Genomic DNA, 18,425 nt, shown 5'->3' on the forward strand with positions numbered 1-18,425 from the left:
ATTTTAGTATTTTTAGGTGATTAAAAAAAGCAAAGATGAAACGTATAATTGTAGATGTCGAAAAAGATAAACTACCCTTTATTCTGGAGTTGTTAGAGCAGTTTGATTTTGTATCTGTTTTAGCAGATGCTTCTGATGATGATCAGGGAATGTATGATTCAATAGTATCCTTACAAAAAGGAGTTGGTATTCCTAGAGGAGAATCATTCGACTAAATGAGTTTTAGTTTAAGCTCATCACATATTTTTTTGGAGTAGTGCCAAATTTCTTTTTAAATGCAGCTATAAAATGGCTAGCAGTACTATATCCAACTTTTAAACCTACTTCATTTACATTATGGCTTCCCGAGGCTAATAGTTGTCGGGCTACCTCCATTTTGTAATCAAACAAGAATGTATATACCGGTTCACCATAAATTTGTTTAAATCCGTCTTTAAGTTTTTTAAGAGGTAGTCCAATCTCATTAGATAACTCCTGAAGTGTAGGAGGTTCTGCCATACGAGTGATAATAATTTCTTTAGCTTTCCGGATTTTTAATACATTTTCTTCATCTACCAAAAATGGACACTGCTCTACGTCTGCATCTCCCGGTCTATTAAAATAGAGACTTAATAATTCATATGCTTTTCCTTTAAAATATAATAACTTAATCGACTGATGTAAATTATAGTTCATAATTTGATTTAATACCACAGCCATTGAAGGAGAAATTTTGGCATCGGTATAATATTTTTTATCACGGTTTCCTTCCCCAAGAAAAGGAATATAATCTGCTTCTTTAGAAAATAAAGAGTGGAATTTTTTAATAGAAATAAGGATAGTGATCAACCAGGAATCTTTTTCCATTTCGAGATTCATAGGAAGATCGCGTTGTGGATTATAGAGAAGAAGCGAATTTTCTTCAGAAAGATTTATGGCATAGCTTCCGTTATTAAAGTTGAATTTAATTCCCCCCTTAATACAGAAATGAAACTGAATAAGACTACTATCGATATCTCTTACAACTCGTTGATTTTCACTGGTTTCATTTTGAAATTTTAGGATATGAAAACCATCTTCGATTTGAGTTTCTTCTAGAATCCCTGGAGCGTTATTTTTTAGTTCAATTTCCATAATTACAAAATTTTATTTATTTAGAATGAGTCTAAACTGTCGATATAAGAATCTCTGGCACCTACACAAAAATAAGGGTTTTTACTCATTTTTTTGCAAAAAATATCTTAAACAACGTTTTTCGACACTTAAAATTCTTCTGGCGTTATTTTTTCTGACATATCTAAAATACTTTTGTTATGGAATATAATAGAATTGACTGCATGGAGTCTCACTCAAGAGCGAAAGGAACAAATTTTTACACTATTGGACTTAGTTATAAAAAGGCTGATGCAGAGATCAGAGGTCATTTTAGTGTAAACGAAGAAGCCAAAGAAGGAATACTACGACAAGCAAAAAAAGAAGGCATTGAGGCCTTGCTTGTTACTTCTACCTGTAATCGAACAGAATTACATGGTTTTGCTCAACATCCATTTCAATTAATCAAGTTACTTTGCGAACATACTCATGGAACCGTAGAAGAGTTCGAAAAAGTAGCATATGTACATAAAAATAGTAAAGCAGTATCACATTTATTTAAAGTTGGTACAGGTCTGGATAGTCAGATATTAGGAGATTTTGAAATTATAAGTCAGCTAAAAAAAAGTTTTAAAGCTTCTAAAAAAGCAGAAGTTACTAATCCTTTTCTTGAAAGACTTGTCAATGCCGTAATTCAGGCAAGCAAACGCATCAAGAATGAGACTGAGATTTCATCAGGAGCAACCTCAGTTTCTTTTGCCTCAGTTCAATATATTCTTAAGAATGTAGAAAACATTTCAGACAAGAAAATAGTGCTTTTCGGGACAGGTAAAATAGGTAGAAATACCTGTGAGAATTTGGTAAAACATACCAAGAATGACCATATCACATTGATTAACCGAACAAAGGATAAAGCAGAAAAAATAGCAGGAAAATTTAACCTTGTTGTAAAGGATTATGCTAATATTCAGTCAGAGATAACAAATACAGATGTTCTTATTGTGGCTACGGGAGCGCAGAATCCTACCATTTCTAAACAACTCATTCATTCGCAAAAGCCATTGTTGATTTTAGATTTGTCTATTCCAAAAAATGTATCAGATGATGTAGTTGAGTTACCTAACGTAACTTTGGTACACCTTGATCATTTGTCAAAAATGACAGATGATACATTACAAAGAAGAAAACAATACATCCCGCAAGCCGAAGTTATTATAGAAGAAGTAAAAACAGAATTTGATAGTTGGTTAGAAACTAGAAAATTTGCTCCTACTATTAAGGCGCTTAAAAATAAATTATCTACATTAAAAGATGCAGAAATTAATCTACAACGAAAAAAATATGCAGATTTTGATGAAGAACAGGCAGATATTATTAGTAGCCGAATCATTCAGAAAATCACGAATCATTTTGCCAATCATCTTAAAGATGATAACACTTCGGCAGATGAAAGCATAGAGTTGATTCAGAAAGTATTTCAATTACAAAACAAATAACTTTGGCAAAAACGATTCGCATAGGCACCAGAGATAGTGAATTAGCACTTTGGCAAGCAAATACCGTACAAAAAAGTTTAGAAGAACTAGGGTATAAAACACACTTGATCCCTGTTAAATCAACCGGAGATATCATATTGGATAAACCATTGTACGAATTAGGAATTACCGGGATTTTTACCAAAACATTAGATATAGCCATGTTACAAGGCGATATTGATATTGCAGTACATTCAATGAAGGATGTCCCGACGATTTTACCAAAAGGAATTGTAGAAGCTGCAGTTTTAAAACGTGCAAATGTACAAGATATCCTGGTCCACAAGGGTTTGGGTTTTTTAGAAAATGAAGGAACAATTGCTACCGGAAGTCTACGAAGAAAAGCACAATGGTTACATAAATACCCAACACATACAGTAGTTGATCTGCGTGGTAATGTAAATACGCGTATGCAAAAGCTTAACAATAATAGTTGGAATGGTGCCATATTTGCGGCCGCTGGATTAGAACGCATTGATCTAAAACCCGATAATTATATTGATCTGGATTGGATGATTCCTGCACCAGCACAAGGAGCAATGTTAGTTGTTGCAAAAGAAGAAGATGAGTATTGCAGAAAGGCATTGTCAAATTTAAATGATAGCCCATCTGAAATATGTGTACATATCGAACGCGAATTTTTGCGAGAATTAGAAGGAGGTTGTACCGCACCAATAGGAGCACTTGCACAAATTAAAGAGAATATTATCTACTTTACAGGAGCTTTGTTTAGTCTTGACGGAAGCGATAAGATTGAAGTGAATAAAGAAGTAAAAATTGAAGATGTGGATCACCTGGGAAAGATATGCGCCCAGGAAATATTGAATAACGGAGGACATGAATTGATGAAAGAGATAAAAGCAGAAATAGGATAGATTGAATACTTCACCAACAATACTGTCAACCAAAAAGCTTTCTGCAGCTCAAAAAGAGTTGTTGTTAAATACTGGTCTTGGATTTGTTGAATATGAAGCCATTACTATTGAGCTTTTAGAAATTACAGTTAAACATACAATCCAGAATGCAATTTTTACAAGCAAGAATGCTGTAAAAGCAATTAAAAGTGTAGGAATGATCATTTCAAATTGTTTTTGCGTAGGAGATAATACTAAAAAGCTTTTGGAAGAAAATGGCTTAAATGTGGTAGAAACTGCTCAAAATGCATCAGATTTGGCCAAAATCATTATAAAAAAGTACAAAAATGACTCGTTTTTGTTTTTTTGCGGAAACTTAAGAAGAGATGAGTTACCAGATCTTTTAAAACAAAATAATGTTGAGGTAAAAGAGCAGATTGTATATAAAACACAGTTAAAATCGAATAAATTTACTCGTTCATTTGATGGAATATTGTTTTTTAGTCCATCCGGAATTCAAAGCTATACTTCAGAAAATAAAATAGGAAAAAGTATTTCGTTTTGTATAGGAAATACGACTGCTTCTGAAGCCAAAAAGCATACAGATAATATCATTGTTGCAAACAAACCTACGGTAGAGAACGTAATTGTTCAAGCCGTAAAACATTTTACTAAAAATAAATAATAAAGTAATTTTTGCAAAGTCGAAAATTCACAATAGCTATGACACAACTTAAAAACGATTTATTTCTTAGAGCACTAAAAGGAGAAACCGTAGAACGCCCACCAGTTTGGATGATGCGCCAGGCAGGACGATATTTACCAGAATTTCGTGCACTAAAAGCAAAATATGATTTTTTTACACGTTGTAGAACACCAGAATTGGCTGCAGAGATCACCGTACAGCCTATAGATATCATTGGTCCCGATGCAGCAATCTTGTTTAGTGATATTTTGGTAATCCCGCAGGCTATGAATATCGAGGTCGAAATGAAAGACGGGATTGGCCCCTGGCTTCCTAATCCAATTCGATCTTTGGCAGATGTAGAACAGGTAATTGTTCCCGATGTCTACGAAGAATTAGGATATGTAATGGACGCGATAAAACTAACCAAAGAACGTTTGGATAATCGTGTTCCTTTAATTGGTTTTGCAGGTTCACCATGGACAATTTTATGCTATGCAGTACAAGGGCAAGGATCTAAAAACTTTGATAAGGCCAAAGAATTATGTTTTACGCAACCAGAGGCAGCGCACCAATTATTGCAAAAGATTACCGATACTACTATTGCATATCTTAAAGCGAAGGTAGCAACAGGAGTTAACGCGGTTCAGGTATTTGATAGCTGGGGAGGAATGTTATCACCAGTAGATTACCAGGAATTCTCATGGAAATATATTCAACAAATTGTAGATGCATTAAAAGCAGAAACCGAAGTGATCGTTTTCGGAAAAGGATGCTGGTTTGCATTACAAGAAATGGCGCAATCGGGAGCTGCAGCTCTTGGAGTAGACTGGACTTGTTCTGCACGTAATGCTCGTTATCTTACCGGAGGAAATATAACACTACAAGGTAATTTTGATCCTTCGAGATTATTATCCCCACCTGCAGAAATTAAAAAAATGGTTAAACAAATGGTAGATGCTTTTGGTAAAGATCGTTATATCGCTAATTTAGGACATGGGATTTTACCTAATATCCCTGTAGAGAATGCCCAGGCATTTGTAGATGCGGTAAAAGAATACCAAGCATAAGAATGGGTATTAGGAGCCTGTTAAAACGATTGAGTTTTAGGCAAATCCTTAAGCTAACAAGGATAATGCTTCAGAATCCTTTGCTAGTCTATCCAACATTAAAAGCTACAAGAACAACCATGATCATTTGTGATTTGCATTATGGAAAAGCACATCATAAAAACGGAAAAGCTAATGCTTTTCGACATGCATTATGGAATATATTGATTTGTCGAACTACCTTTAGAATAACCAAAAACAAAGAAAAATCTGTAAGCTGGGCGCAAAAAATAACTGATTTACATGAAAAACTGGCTCCAAATAAACCTCTTGATACCGCCATGGATTTGCATAACAACGAAATTGGTAGAACATATTTTTTGGAGTTAACTGCTTCTTCTGAAGAAGAAATAGTCATTTTTTTAAAGGAAAACACTAAAAAAGCTAAGAAAGTAACAGATAGTAAAGAAATACTGGATCATAAAGATAAATTGGTTTATCTTTTGGAAGTCGATACTGGATCTTGAAATTTTTCCAGAATTGAAACAAAAATGATAAAAAGACTACTTATATAAAAGAGTAAATCAATCAAAATACAATGACCAATGTTTAAAAATATCATTAACGGGATCAAAGCTTATTTCGGAACGTTTAAACTTATTTCAAAACTGGGATTATGGAAATTTTTTGTTATTCCTATTTTGATAAGCGTAATCACAGGATTATCTTTTGTAGCATTAGTATATTTCTTTTCAGGTAATCTGGGAGCTTTAATTGCTCGGATTTGGGTTTGGGAATGGGGATCAGAAACATTTGCAACCATTAGTACATATATTGGTGGGGTATTAATCCTGGTGATAGGATTAATACTATATAAACATATTGTAATGGCATTATCTGCTCCATTTATGAGTCCGGTTTCAGAAAAAGTAGAAACACATCTTCTGGGAGAAACAAATCATTCGCACCGTAATACATCGTTTAGTCAACAATTATCCAGAGGGATCCGTATTAATGTACGAAATCTATTTAGAGAATTATTATTTATGATTCCGTTGATTATTTTAAGTTTTATTCCGGTTATTGGTATTGTAGGAACAATATTAATCTTTTTAATACAAGCCTATTATGTAGGTTTTGGTAATATGGATTATACGATGGAACGTCATTTTAATTACAAAGAAAGTATCCAGTTTGTAAGAAAAAATAGAGGAACCGCAATTGGCAATGGTGTTGTATTTGTATTGATGCTCTTTATACCCGTTGTAGGATTTATTATCACATTGCCTATATCTGTGGTAGCTGCTTCTACAGAAACGGTGAGAATTTTGAAAGAAAAAGAATTAATTAAACTAAAAAGTACACCAGAGAAAGTTTCTAAAATTGAAGCATAATAGTAAGGTTACTTTTACGCCGAATTTCTAAGATCTGGTTAGAATATTTATATAATTATAATGAAAGATACGTTTTATCAATACATACAAGATTTACAAGATACTATAACTTCAAAATTAGAAGAAATAGATGGTAAAGCTAAATTTCAGGAAGATCTTTGGGAACGCCCTGAAGGTGGAGGAGGAAGAACACGTGTGATCGAAAATGGAAATGTATTCGAAAAAGGAGGTGTAAATATTTCTGGAGTTCATGGAGCACTCCCCAAAGCCATGCAAAGCTATTTTAACGTAGATGATGTTGATTTTTTTGCCTGTGGTTTATCATTAGTACTACACCCCAAAAGTCCAATGGTACCAACAGTACATGCTAATTGGCGTTATTTTGAAATGTATGACAAAAACGGAACCATTGTAGATAGCTGGTTTGGAGGAGGACAGGATTTAACACCATACTATTTGTTTGATGAAGATGCAAGACATTTTCACCAGGTATGTAAAGATTCTTGTGATAAACATGATCCAGATTTTTATGCTGTATATAAAAAGAAATGTGATGAGTATTTCTATAATGCACATCGTGGAGAAGGTCGAGGGGTTGGAGGTTTATTTTTTGATTATTGTAAGGCCAATGATGCGATGTCAATGCAAAATTGGTATGATTTTGTAACCGAAATAGGAAATAGCTTTTTAGAGGCATATACTCCAATTGTAGAAAAAAGAAAAAAGCTGCCGTATACCAAAACACATAGAGATTGGCAGGAGATTAGACGCGGACGTTACGTAGAATTTAATCTGGTACATGATAAAGGAACTCTATTTGGGTTAAAAACCAATGGAAGAATAGAAAGTATTTTGATGAGTCTTCCTCCTCATGTACAGTGGCGATATGATTACCACCCAGAAACGGGTAGTGAAGAAGCGCGATTGGTAGAAGTACTAACAAACCCAATAGATTGGGTATAATCCCCCGAAACAACTTGAAATTACTGTAGAAAAAGCGTTTTTTCTTAATCAATGAGAAGAAGACATTAGTTTTAATACAGTAAATTTTATCCCTAATCTAAATATAAAAAATGTGATAATTGGCTTTTTTATCTCGGTCTATAATGCCATATAATACTTACTTAAAACTTAAAATAGAAAGAAAAAACCGGTTAAAGTGTTTAAAAATTCGGCTGAATGACAATTATGTGATTTTTTTTTATTAACTTGCAAGACAATCATTTAGGGCTTATCTATAAAATGTTATATTAATTAACACAAATGCCTTATGAAAAAAATTCTACTATTGCTAATCGTAATCCTTGTCGTAGGATGCGAATTTTTACCCAAAGAATCTAAGTTTTCTAAGTTTTCGAAAAACACAATCGAATTTAGAAATAATACTATTGTGCTTACCAGTGCCTATTCTAAAACATCTCCCGAAGAATTTAAAAGCAGATTAGATTCATTAAAAAATAAACCAAAATTTAAAAAGGTTGCTTTACATGAATTAAAAAAAATAGAAGATAAAAAAGTAGACTTCGAACTATTTGTAGATCAAAATAACGTAGAAAACTATGTATTTATCTATACTTGTGATTTTTATCAATTTGATGAGCATAGAGCTGCTAGGGTTGTTGCTGCACTTAATGATCAATTGCAAGACGAATCTAATATTCAGGAAGTAAAATATAAAAGAATTCACGGTCGTTTTTTCTTTACTCCAACTTCAAAAGTAGTTAAACTTAAATATTTAAAAGCTTATAAAAAAGATAGAAAATTCCAAACAGAATATATCGTTGCATCAAAATCCGGAGGAATTGGATTGTTGATTAGTAATCTAGAGGATATTGATTTTGAAAGTTCTATAAAACGATTTGCTTCAAAATAAGATAGGGAGATAATAATATATCTTTTATCTTGTTTCTTTTTATAGATGATGCATAGAATAAAGATGGTTTTTGTTGTTATTTTCATTGTGAGTTGTGCTCGTAGTGTAGAGCCAACGGTAGAAAATATTAATAAAATATTTGCATCCAAAGATTTTACTTTTGAGTTTAACAGCCATACCGGGGATAAAAAATCTCTTAGTTTTAGGAATGATTATCTAGTTTATAAAAGTGATAAACCTACATATCGCAGAGAGATAAGTTACGATGAAGTACTTTTTATTAATGACTTTATTCAAAAGATCGTTAATCGTCATTCTAAAATATTAGACCCCGATACCTCCTCACATTATATTATAAAAAATACAGCGTATAAAGTAGTAATCATACCAGATCAGGAAGATTACTACTTTGATGCTTTACTTAAAACACTAAAACTTGATACGGTAAAATAAATAATATTACTCAAAAAGTAATGAAAAAGAAGTCTCCCTATTAGGTATAGAATGAACTGTTAGGCTACCTCCGTGCATATGCATAATTTGTTTAGAAAGACTTAAACCTATACCTGTACCTTCATTTTTTGTGGTATAAAAAGGGATAAATATCTGGCTCATGATATCTGGGTGTATGCCCGGGCCATTATCTTTAACTGTTATATATTTTTTCCCTTCAGAAGTAATTCCAACAATAAATATAAGAGTTGCTTTTTCGGTATCTTTTAAAGCTTGAATTGCATTTTTACAAAGGTTCAGCAATATCTGGGTAATTAGCTTTTCGTCTGCATAAATTTCGAGATCTTCTGTGGTATTTAGAATGTCAAAAGAAATGACATTAAAATCAATCTCCTGGCTCATCAAAACTTTTACCTTTTCTAATAATTTTTCTACTTTAATTATTTTCTTATCGGGTACAGGTACATTTAGAAAACTACGATACGATTGTACAAAACTCATTAAATCATTTCCTTGATTTTTGATTACTTCTAATCCTTTTGCAGTATTATGGATTTTATTTTCATCAATTTCTGTAACCGGTATGATCCCACTTTTATCTTTATAATATCCCAAAATAGATTCTGATATTGAAGTAATGGGAGTAACAGAATTCATAATTTCATGAGTCAAAACTCTAATGAGTTTTATCCATGAATCTGTTTCTTTTTCATCTAATTCGTTATGAATATCTTGTATAGTTATTAATCTTAAAACTTCATTATTTAATACTATTTCCGAAGATTTAATAGATAGCTGTATCGTCTCTCGCTCGTTGGTGAGTTGAAAAAGTTTTCGTTCGAATGGTTTAATATTATTAAATAAGTCATACAATTTTTTATCAACCTGTACGAGTTGTTTTATATGATTTAGGGGAGTATAATTTAGTAATTTTTCGACCTTAGGATTGTTAAAAAGAATATGCCCTTTATGATTAAAAGTCAAAATACCAATCTCTGCTTGTTTTAGTATTTCCTGGTAATACTGTTCCTGTGTTTGGTTTTTTAAGTGTACTTTTCGAATTACATCATTAAGACTATTAAGACTTTGATTTAATTCGTTAAACGATTTTGGGGCTCCTTTTTCAGGAAATCGAAGTGTGAAATCTTCATTCTTGATTGAATTAAAAAAATAAGCAATCTTTCTATTATTATAGTTTAGATATTTGATTAAAAATATAGTTTGTAATGAAAAAAATAATAGAGCAAGAAAAGATAAGACATACAATTCTTTAAAAAACACAAAAGCTAATATCAGTGCAGTTAAGGAAAGCATTACTACTCTTAGGATTAGTTGTGTGTAGATATTCTGGCTAACCATTAGTTTTCTGATTTTTTTATTTTGTTATATAAAGTCTGTCTCGAAATACCAAGTTGATTTGCAGCAGCACTATAATTCCCATTATGTTTATCAAGCGCTTTAGCAATCATAAGCTGTTCCATTTCATCAAGAGTTTCGGGGCCTTTATCTAAAGAAATTCCAGGATTATTACTCAATAAAAAATCTGTTGGTTTCAATACATTTCCTTCACATAAAATTACGGCTCTTTCTATGGTATGTTGTAACTCTCTTACATTTCCTGGCCAGCGATATCCCATTAGTTTTTCTTCGGCAGCAGTATTTATTCTAAGTGATGGTTTACCATATTTTGTTGCGAATTTTTTTAAATAAAAGTCTGCAAGTATCAGGATATCATTATCTCGTTCTCTTAACGGAGGTACTTCAATATGAATCGTATTTATCCTATATAATAAATCTTCACGAAAAATACCCTCATCTACCATCTGATTAAGGTTGCAATTGGTGGCACAAACCAGGCGTATGTTTACGGGAATGGGTTTATTAGAACCAACTCTTACAACCGTTCTGTTTTGTATTGCAGATAATAGTTTGGCTTGTGTTTGTAGCGATAAGTTTCCGATTTCGTCAAGAAACAAAGAACCGTTATTTGCTGCTTCAAACTTTCCTGCACGATCTTCTTTGGCATCTGTAAAAGCACCTTTGGTATGACCAAAAAGTTCACTTTCAAATAATGTTTCTGATATTGAACCCATGTCTACTCCAATAAAAATTTCGTTTTTTCGGGGAGACATCCTGTGTAATTCTCGGGCTATTAATTCTTTTCCTGTTCCATTTTCACCTGTGATCAAAACATTAACATCTGTTTTTGCCACTTTTCTAACTAGATTCAAGACAGCGGTTAATGCTTTAGAATTACCAATAATATAATTACTATCTTGATTAATAACTTGTTTCAGGTGGTTTTCTTTCTGTTTTAGTTCTTGAACTTCTTTTCTGGATTTACGAAGCAAAAAAGCAGATTTTATTGTTGCCAGTAGCTTCTCATTATTCCAGGGTTTTAATACAAAATCAGAAGCTCCTTCTTTTAATGCCTTTACAGCAAGATCGACAGCACCATAAGCGGTCATCATAATTACCGAAGTATGAGGAGCTTTTTTCTTTATTTCTCTGAGCCAGAATAAACCTTCATTTCCTGTGTTGACACCTGCAGAAAAATTCATGTCTAATGCCACAATATCAAAATCACTTAAATTTTGTAATGAAGAAATTTGATTCGGATTAGAAATCGTTTTAATGTGCTTGTACTCAAACTGCAATAAAATTTCTAATGCGCTTAAGACACTCTTATTGTCATCAATTATTAAAATTTTTCCATCCTGCATTACTTATTATTTAAGTTAACATAGTAAAACTACAAATTTGAGACAGTACTCGTATAGAGGTGTAAAATTATTTGACACTATTTGTATAAAAATTTTACATTTCCAAAATTCTATATTAATATTTTGTTTTGTAAATTACTGATAAATAGTGTTTTATGTTTTTGGCATGGCGTTAGGTTATGGTTTGGCATCAAAACGTTATTTAAGAGTTTATAAATGGTAAATTTTAAAAACAAAATCTTATTCCTTCTCTTGATCTTGATATCAAATACGATGTATTCTCAAGAATCATGGTCATTAGATGACTGTGTAGCCTATGCAGTAGGTCATAATTTACAGCTCAAGGATTTTAAATACAATCAGGATGCTAACAAGGAAACATATCGGCAATCAGTAAGAAATTTGTTGCCAAATATCAATGCATTTTCAGATTATAACATTCGATACGGAAGATCGGTAGATCCCAATAATAACAATATTGTAAATACTGATTTTTTCTCTAATAATTATAGGTTAAATGCAGAAATTGATTTGTTTAGAGGTTTTCAAAAAATAAATACGATCAAAGCTTCAAAATTTTTGCATAAAGCAGCAAATGAAGAAGTATTACATCAAAAATACCTACTGGCATTTAGAGTGATGTCTGCTTTTTATGATATTCAGTTTATGGAAGGACTTTTAACCATTTCTAAAGAACAAGAAGAAGTATCTGATACTAATTATACACTCGTAAAAAGACAAGTAGAACTTGGTCAAAAAGCAAAAGCCGATTTGTATGAAGCAGAATCTGCATTATTAGCCGATCAATTATTGGTTACCCAAAATGAAAATAATGTAGCAGCAGCAAAACTTAAGCTCATACAAGAAATGAACTTAGAAGATGTCACTACTATTTCTATTCAATCTTCTCCTATAGAAGCCGATGATAATGTGGATGTTTTTCGAGTAAATAGAGATTCTATTTACAATAAAGCCACAACTTTTGTTCCTATCATAAAAGCGCAAGAGTTAAAAGCGAAAGCAGCCAAGAAGCAATTAGCCATAGCCAGAGGGGGCTTGTATCCCTCTCTGTCTTTTTTTGCAGGATATCAAACAGGATATTTTGAAACCAATGTTAACGAGAATACAGGAAGAGTAATTTCTTTTAACAATCAGATTAAAGACAATGTCTCGAAGTATGTTGGAGTTTCACTTAATATTCCTATTAGTAATGGATGGTCAAATCGTTCACGCGTAAAACAACAAAAGGTAGAGATGATGAGAGCAGACAATAATTTTGACATTCAAAAACAAGAACTGTTTAAATTAATACAACAGCTTGTTCAGGAAGGAGATGCATTACGTACAGAATACCGACAGAGTTCGCAAAAAATGAACGCACAGGTTCTAAGCTTTAAGATCGCACAAAAGAGATATGAAAAAGGATTAATAAGTGCTATAGAACTTAACCAGTCTAAAAACTTATTAGCCAATTCACAAAACGAAAACCTACAGGTACAATTACGTTTAAAAGTAAACGAAAGCACATTAGATTTTTATAACGGATTACCTGTTTTTAATATAAATAGAGCACAATAAAATGGATATAAAAATTGAAAAGAAAAAAGGATTAAGACCTAAACATTATGGATACATTGCTATAGGTATAGTATTGTTTTTTGTAGGTTGGAAAATGGTATTCGGAAACTCGGCAGCTACATTTAGAACAGAAAAAGAAAAATTGTCGATAACAGAAGTTTCTTTTGGGAAATTTGATGATTATATTACCATTAATGGCGCAGTAGCTCCAATAAGTACAATTTATATGGATGCTTATGAAGGAGGTAGAGTAACCGAAAAACTTATCGAAGAAGGAGCGATGGTAAAAAAAGGAGATATTATATTAAAATTAGAAAACAGCGCTCTTTACGAACAGATTTTGGCTAGTGAAAGTAATTTAGCATTGAAACAAAATGATCTTCGTTCTACAAAGTTAACTTTTGATTCTAGGCAGGTAGAAGGTCAAAAAGATCTGGTAAGCTCAAAATATGAATTACAAAAATTAAAGCGAAATTATGAACAAAGTAAAGCATTGTTTGAAGATGAATTGATTTCTCGTGAAGAATATCTAATTTCAAAAGAAAACTATGAACTATCCAAAAAAAGATATGAGATAATTAAGTTACAAACAGAACAGGATAAATCTCTTCGAGCTACTTCTTTATCGGGATTAGATACCGATCTTGAGCGTATGCAAAAAACACTTTCTATGGTATACGAACGCCTGGATCATCTAAATGTAAGAGCTCCTGCCGATGGTCAATTAGGATTTTTGGATGCAGAAATTGGTCAAAATATAAGACAGGGACAACGTATTGGGCAGATAAATGTATTAACAGATTATAAAATAGAAGCAACAATAGACGAACACTATATAGACAGAGTAAAAAGAGATTTAACAGCTGTGTTAGATCGTAATGGTAAAGAATATCAACTTCGTCTTCGTAAAGTATATCCCGAGGTACGTAACGGGAAGTTTAAAGTAGACCTGGTTTTTGCAGATCAAAAACCCGAAACCATACGAACTGGACAGAGCTATAATATAAAACTACAATTAGGAGCATCAAATGATGCACTTCTACTACCTCGAGGAAGTTTTTTCCAGAGTACAGGAGGGCAATGGATTTTTGTTGTAGATGCTTCGGGCGAAGTAGCATGGAAAAGAGCTATACGTATAGGGAAACAAAATTCGAGATATTATGAATTACTCGAGGGGCTAGAAGCAGGAGAAAAAGTAATTACTTCGAACTATGATAGTTTTGGAGATGCCGAAAAAATAATTTTAAAATAAATAGCATTTAGAAAATAAAATCAATCAAAAAATGATACAAATAGAGAACATAAAAAAGAGTTTTAGAACCGAAGAAGTCGAAACTCTGGCATTAAATAATGTAAATCTAAAAGTTGAAGCAGGAGAATTTGTAGCTATAATGGGGCCATCAGGTTGTGGAAAATCTACTTTACTCAACATTATTGGTATGTTGGATAATCCTAATGAAGGATATTATCACTTTAATGGCCAGGAAGTAGGTGGATTAAAAGAAAATCAACGTACCAAAATTAGAAAAGGAAACCTTGGATTTGTATTTCAGAGCTTTAATTTGATTGATGAACTTACAGTTTTTGAAAACGTAGAGCTTCCTCTGATTTATCTTAACATGAAAAAAAGCGAACGAGAACAAAAAGTAAAAGAAGTGCTCGAAAGAATGAAGATTGCACATCGCGAAAAGCATTTCCCACAGCAATTATCAGGAGGGCAACAACAACGTGTAGCTATAGCCAGAGCTGTTGTAACCAATGCCAAGCTTATTCTTGCCGATGAGCCTACAGGAAATCTTGATTCTAAAAATGGTATTGAGGTAATGAACTTACTTACCGAACTTAATAAGGAAGGAACTACCATTGTTATGGTAACGCACTCAGATAGAGACTCGCATTATGCACATAGAGTTATTAACCTGTTTGATGGACAAATTGTAACCGAAAGCCAAAACAAACCTTTTAAGGTCAATGAGTAATACTCATTAAATAAACCATTAAAATCAAAGTCATGATAAAATATTTGTACCACATAGCAATCGCAATATTACTTTTTTGTATCAACCTATGCCAGGCCCAATCAGAAACAATAGCTGTACAACATTTTGATAAAGCAATTATAAGTCCGCATATCCAGGTAACTTTTATTGAAGGTGAAAAAGAAAGTGTTATGATCGAAAATGCACGTTTACCACAAGAAAAAATTAATATCGAGGTAGCAGGAAATACACTTCGTATGTATTTGGATGGAGCTAAAACAACAACCAAAACAGTAAAAACAAACGAAAATGGGTGGGAGAGAAAGAAACCTATCTATAAGGGAACCATGGTAACGGCTGTTATAACATATACCCAGCTCAGAGAACTTTCAATACGAGGAGAAGAAATAATTGAATGTAAAAGTCCAATAAAAAGAGATGACTTTAGATTAAAAATCTACGGAGAATCTAAAATGACGATGAATTCCTTAAAAGTAAACTCATTACGTGTTTCTATTTATGGAGAAAGTTACCTGGAAATTAAAGAGGGGAGTGTAAACGATCAAAAATATACAGTGTATGGAGAAGGAAAAGTAAACACTTTAGGGATGATTAATGAAAATACTAAGATCACAGCATATGGCGAAAGTAATTTTAGAGTAAGAGTCTCAGATCATTTAAAAGTTACAGCATACGGAGAGGCAACTGTGGCTTATAATGGAAATCCTTCGATACATAAAGGAATAATTTTAGGCGAAGCAACGATTCATAAAATAAATTAAACATCAGATCAATCAAAACCTGACATCAAAAATGACAGTTATGTTAAAGAATTATTTAAAAATTGCTTGGAGAAACCTATTAAAAAACAAGGGATATTCTGTTATAAATATAGGAGGTCTCGCTATAGGAATGACTTGCTTTTTGCTTATAACGTTGTTTATAAGGAACGAACTTTCTTATGATAGTTATCATGAAAATGCAGATAAGATATATAGAGTTGTTCACCATAGTGGTAAAGATAATATAGAAGATAGATGGATCTGGGGAAATGCACCAGTAGGGGCAGCTTTAAAAAATGATTTTTCAGAAGTTGTTGAAAAAGTTCAATTTTCAGGAAGGTCAGATGTTTTATTAAATTATAACGAACGTTCTTTTCAAGAAGCCAATTGTTTTTATGTAGATCCAACTGTATTTGATGTATTTAGTTGGCCTTTAGTTTCAGGAAACCCAAAGACAGCTTTGAAGGCACCATATTCTATAGTGTTAACCGAAAGTGTAGCAAAAAAATACTTTGGCAACGAGGATCCAATGGGTAAAAGCATTAAAGGTTTTGGTGGTAGAGCCAGTGATGGCGCCTATACGGTTACTGGTATAATGAAAGATGTACCTTCTAATTCACATTTTTCTTTTGATATACTCATGTCAATGAGTTCATTTCATCAAACAAGACCAGATATTTTTGATGCCTGGGGATATGTAGATTTTTACACCTATTTTTTAGTAGCTGATAATTTTGACCAAGCAGCATTTCAGGCTAAGATACCTGGTTTTTTGAAAAAAAACAGACCTTCAGAAGAAGCCGAATATTACTATAATATTTCATTCGAACCATTAAAAGACACATATTTAAATTCCGACGCAGTTCGGCAACCAGGGATAACAGGTAATTTATCTAATATTTACATTTTTGTGATTATTGGATTTTTCATACTTATAATTGCCTGTATTAATTTTATGAACCTTGCTACAGCACGTTCGTTAGAAAGAGCAAAAGAAGTTGGAGTAAGAAAAGTAATAGGAGCAGATAAAAAAAGCTTGATTTATCAGTTTTTAGGAGAGTCATTACTTATGGTTTTTTTATCTGCAATAATAGGTTTGGTGTTGGTCATTATATGTCTACCATGGATGAACACTATAGCAGGAAAGCAATTTTTGGTTAGAGAAATTTTTAATAGTGTTACACTTTCATTGTATTTCGGAACTGCGCTGGTTACAGGAATATTAGCAGGAAGTTACCCCGCTTTCATACTGTCTAATTTTAAACCATCAAGTGTACTTAAAGGGGTTTTTAGAACTTCAAAACAGGGAGTTAACCTAAGAAAAGGGCTTGTAGTATTTCAATTTAGTCTTTCTATTGCTTTAATAGCAAGTACCGTAATAGTATATTCTCAATTAGATTATATGCTAAATAAGAATCTGGGTTTTGATAGAGAGCAACAGTTGGTTATTGATTTTAATTGGGATGGTCAAGTATTGGGCAATATAGAAACCATTAAAAATGAATTTTTAAATCATCCGGATATTAGCTCGGTTTCAGCTTCAAGAACAGTCCCTGGAGGACATTTCCCAGCAGCAGGAACTGATATAGAAACAAAAGAGGGTCCGATGAAATCGTTTAGTCCTTTTTTATATGAAATTGATGTTGATTTTATACCTCATTATGATATCGAAGTAGTTGCCGGTAGAGCTTATTCTAGAGACTTTGCAACCGATACTATTTCTTCGATGATTATTAATGAAGCAGCGGCTAAAAGTTTTGGATATGCAAATCCATTAGAGATTATAGGAAAACGTTTTGAACAATGGGGCAAAGAAGGTACAATCATAGGTGTAGTAAAGAATTTTAATTATTTATCCTTACATCAAAAAATAGCCCCTTTAGCATTACGATTAGAACCTGGTAGTAGTAGGTATTTTTCATTACAAATAAAATCTCAAAATCTTCAGGCAACTATTAAAGATATTGAAGAAAAATGGTCTGCTTTAGTTCCTCATCGTCCATTTTTATATAGTTTTTTAGATGACTCTTTTAATACACAATATGAAGCTGATTTTAAGTTTAAGAAACTATTCACCATATTTTCATTTTTAGCTATTCTAATTGCTTGTTTAGGTTTATTAGGCTTAGCTATTTACAGTGCTATGCAAAGAACTAAAGAAATAGGCGTTCGAAAAGTATTAGGTGCCGAGGTTACAAGTATAGTAACGCTTTTATCTAAAGATTTTATCAAATTAGTAGGTATTGCAATTCTTATTGCTACACCTTTTTCCTGGTATGCAATGAATAAATGGCTTAATGTATATGCTTATAGAGTCGAAGTAAATTGGTGGGTTTTTGCCATAGCAGGATTGCTGGCTTTAACAATAGCATTACTAACAGTTAGTTTTCATGCCATTAAAGCAGCTAGGACAAACCCAATAAAAAGCTTAAGAACAGAATAATAATGT

At 32.5% G+C, this 18,425-nt stretch carries 18 protein-coding genes; 15 read left to right on the forward strand and 3 right to left on the reverse strand.

The window, feature by feature from the left end:
* Window positions 1-35: 35 nt before the first annotated feature.
* On the forward strand, window positions 36-215 hold the full coding sequence (locus tag ATO12_RS19090; protein WP_034245051.1) for a hypothetical protein: 180 nt from the start codon (window positions 36-38) through the stop codon (window positions 213-215).
* A 7-nt stretch (window positions 216-222) separates the two neighbouring features.
* On the opposite strand, the gene ATO12_RS19095 is transcribed toward ATO12_RS19090, so the two are convergent.
* Window positions 223-1,113, reverse strand: coding sequence for an AraC family transcriptional regulator (locus ATO12_RS19095; RefSeq protein WP_034245054.1), 891 nt, complete (start codon window positions 1,111-1,113; stop codon window positions 223-225).
* 203 nt (window positions 1,114-1,316) lie between these two features.
* On the opposite strand from ATO12_RS19095, the gene hemA reads away from it, so the two are divergent.
* The 9 genes from hemA to ATO12_RS19140 all read left to right on the forward strand — a co-directional run bounded on the left by hemA (window position 1,317) and on the right by ATO12_RS19140 (window position 8,914).
* Window positions 1,317-2,567 (forward strand): glutamyl-tRNA reductase, encoded by a 1,251-nt coding sequence (gene hemA, locus ATO12_RS19100; protein ID WP_034245057.1) that lies wholly within the window; start codon window positions 1,317-1,319, stop codon window positions 2,565-2,567.
* A gap of 2 nt (window positions 2,568-2,569) precedes the next feature.
* A complete protein-coding gene (hemC, locus tag ATO12_RS19105; protein WP_034245059.1) occupies window positions 2,570-3,481 on the forward strand; it encodes a hydroxymethylbilane synthase in 912 nt (303 codons plus the stop codon).
* Between the two features lies 1 nt (window position 3,482).
* A complete protein-coding gene (locus tag ATO12_RS19110) occupies window positions 3,483-4,145 on the forward strand; it encodes a uroporphyrinogen-III synthase (protein WP_034245061.1) in 663 nt (220 codons plus the stop codon).
* Window positions 4,146-4,183: 38 nt separating this feature from the next.
* On the forward strand, window positions 4,184-5,215 hold the full coding sequence (hemE, locus tag ATO12_RS19115) for a uroporphyrinogen decarboxylase (RefSeq protein WP_034245063.1): 1,032 nt from the start codon (window positions 4,184-4,186) through the stop codon (window positions 5,213-5,215).
* A 2-nt stretch (window positions 5,216-5,217) separates the two neighbouring features.
* Window positions 5,218-5,721, forward strand: a complete 504-nt coding sequence (locus tag ATO12_RS19120) for a DUF6973 domain-containing protein (RefSeq protein ID WP_034245067.1) — start codon at window positions 5,218-5,220, stop codon at window positions 5,719-5,721.
* A gap of 78 nt (window positions 5,722-5,799) precedes the next feature.
* On the forward strand, window positions 5,800-6,588 hold the full coding sequence (locus ATO12_RS19125; protein WP_034245070.1) for an EI24 domain-containing protein: 789 nt from the start codon (window positions 5,800-5,802) through the stop codon (window positions 6,586-6,588).
* 60 nt (window positions 6,589-6,648) lie between these two features.
* Window positions 6,649-7,551: an oxygen-dependent coproporphyrinogen oxidase gene (hemF, locus tag ATO12_RS19130; protein ID WP_034245074.1), complete on the forward strand. Its 903-nt coding sequence runs from the start codon at window positions 6,649-6,651 to the stop codon at window positions 7,549-7,551.
* 307 nt (window positions 7,552-7,858) lie between these two features.
* Window positions 7,859-8,461, forward strand: a complete 603-nt coding sequence (locus ATO12_RS19135) for a hypothetical protein (RefSeq protein WP_034245076.1) — start codon at window positions 7,859-7,861, stop codon at window positions 8,459-8,461.
* A gap of 45 nt (window positions 8,462-8,506) precedes the next feature.
* A complete protein-coding gene (locus tag ATO12_RS19140; protein ID WP_131248864.1) occupies window positions 8,507-8,914 on the forward strand; it encodes a hypothetical protein in 408 nt (135 codons plus the stop codon).
* A 6-nt stretch (window positions 8,915-8,920) separates the two neighbouring features.
* On the opposite strand, the gene ATO12_RS19145 is transcribed toward ATO12_RS19140, so the two are convergent.
* Complete coding sequence (locus ATO12_RS19145; protein ID WP_034245080.1) at window positions 8,921-10,273, reverse strand: sensor histidine kinase; 1,353 nt, start codon at window positions 10,271-10,273, stop codon at window positions 8,921-8,923.
* A complete protein-coding gene (locus ATO12_RS19150) occupies window positions 10,273-11,637 on the reverse strand; it encodes a sigma-54-dependent transcriptional regulator (protein ID WP_034245083.1) in 1,365 nt (454 codons plus the stop codon). The genes ATO12_RS19145 and ATO12_RS19150 overlap by 1 nt, the downstream gene beginning before the upstream one ends.
* 273 nt (window positions 11,638-11,910) lie before the next feature.
* Here ATO12_RS19150 and ATO12_RS19155 point away from each other — a divergent pair, with 273 nt between their 5' ends.
* The 5 genes from ATO12_RS19155 to ATO12_RS19175 are packed head-to-tail and all read left to right on the forward strand — an operon-like array spanning window position 11,911 to window position 18,419.
* Entirely contained in the window at window positions 11,911-13,215 is a 1,305-nt protein-coding gene (locus ATO12_RS19155) for a TolC family protein (RefSeq protein ID WP_051575958.1), read from the forward strand.
* Window position 13,216: 1 nt separating this feature from the next.
* Entirely contained in the window at window positions 13,217-14,467 is a 1,251-nt protein-coding gene (locus tag ATO12_RS19160) for an efflux RND transporter periplasmic adaptor subunit (protein WP_034245088.1), read from the forward strand.
* 31 nt (window positions 14,468-14,498) lie between these two features.
* Complete coding sequence (locus ATO12_RS19165) at window positions 14,499-15,194, forward strand: ABC transporter ATP-binding protein (RefSeq protein WP_034245091.1); 696 nt, start codon at window positions 14,499-14,501, stop codon at window positions 15,192-15,194.
* 32 nt (window positions 15,195-15,226) lie between these two features.
* Complete coding sequence (locus tag ATO12_RS19170; RefSeq protein WP_034245093.1) at window positions 15,227-15,976, forward strand: head GIN domain-containing protein; 750 nt, start codon at window positions 15,227-15,229, stop codon at window positions 15,974-15,976.
* A 40-nt stretch (window positions 15,977-16,016) separates the two neighbouring features.
* A complete protein-coding gene (locus tag ATO12_RS19175; protein WP_034245265.1) occupies window positions 16,017-18,419 on the forward strand; it encodes an ABC transporter permease in 2,403 nt (800 codons plus the stop codon).
* Window positions 18,420-18,425: the final 6 nt, after the last annotated feature.

It is taken from the genome of Aquimarina atlantica, assembly GCF_000626715.1.
Lineage (GTDB): Bacteria > Bacteroidota > Bacteroidia > Flavobacteriales > Flavobacteriaceae > Aquimarina > Aquimarina atlantica.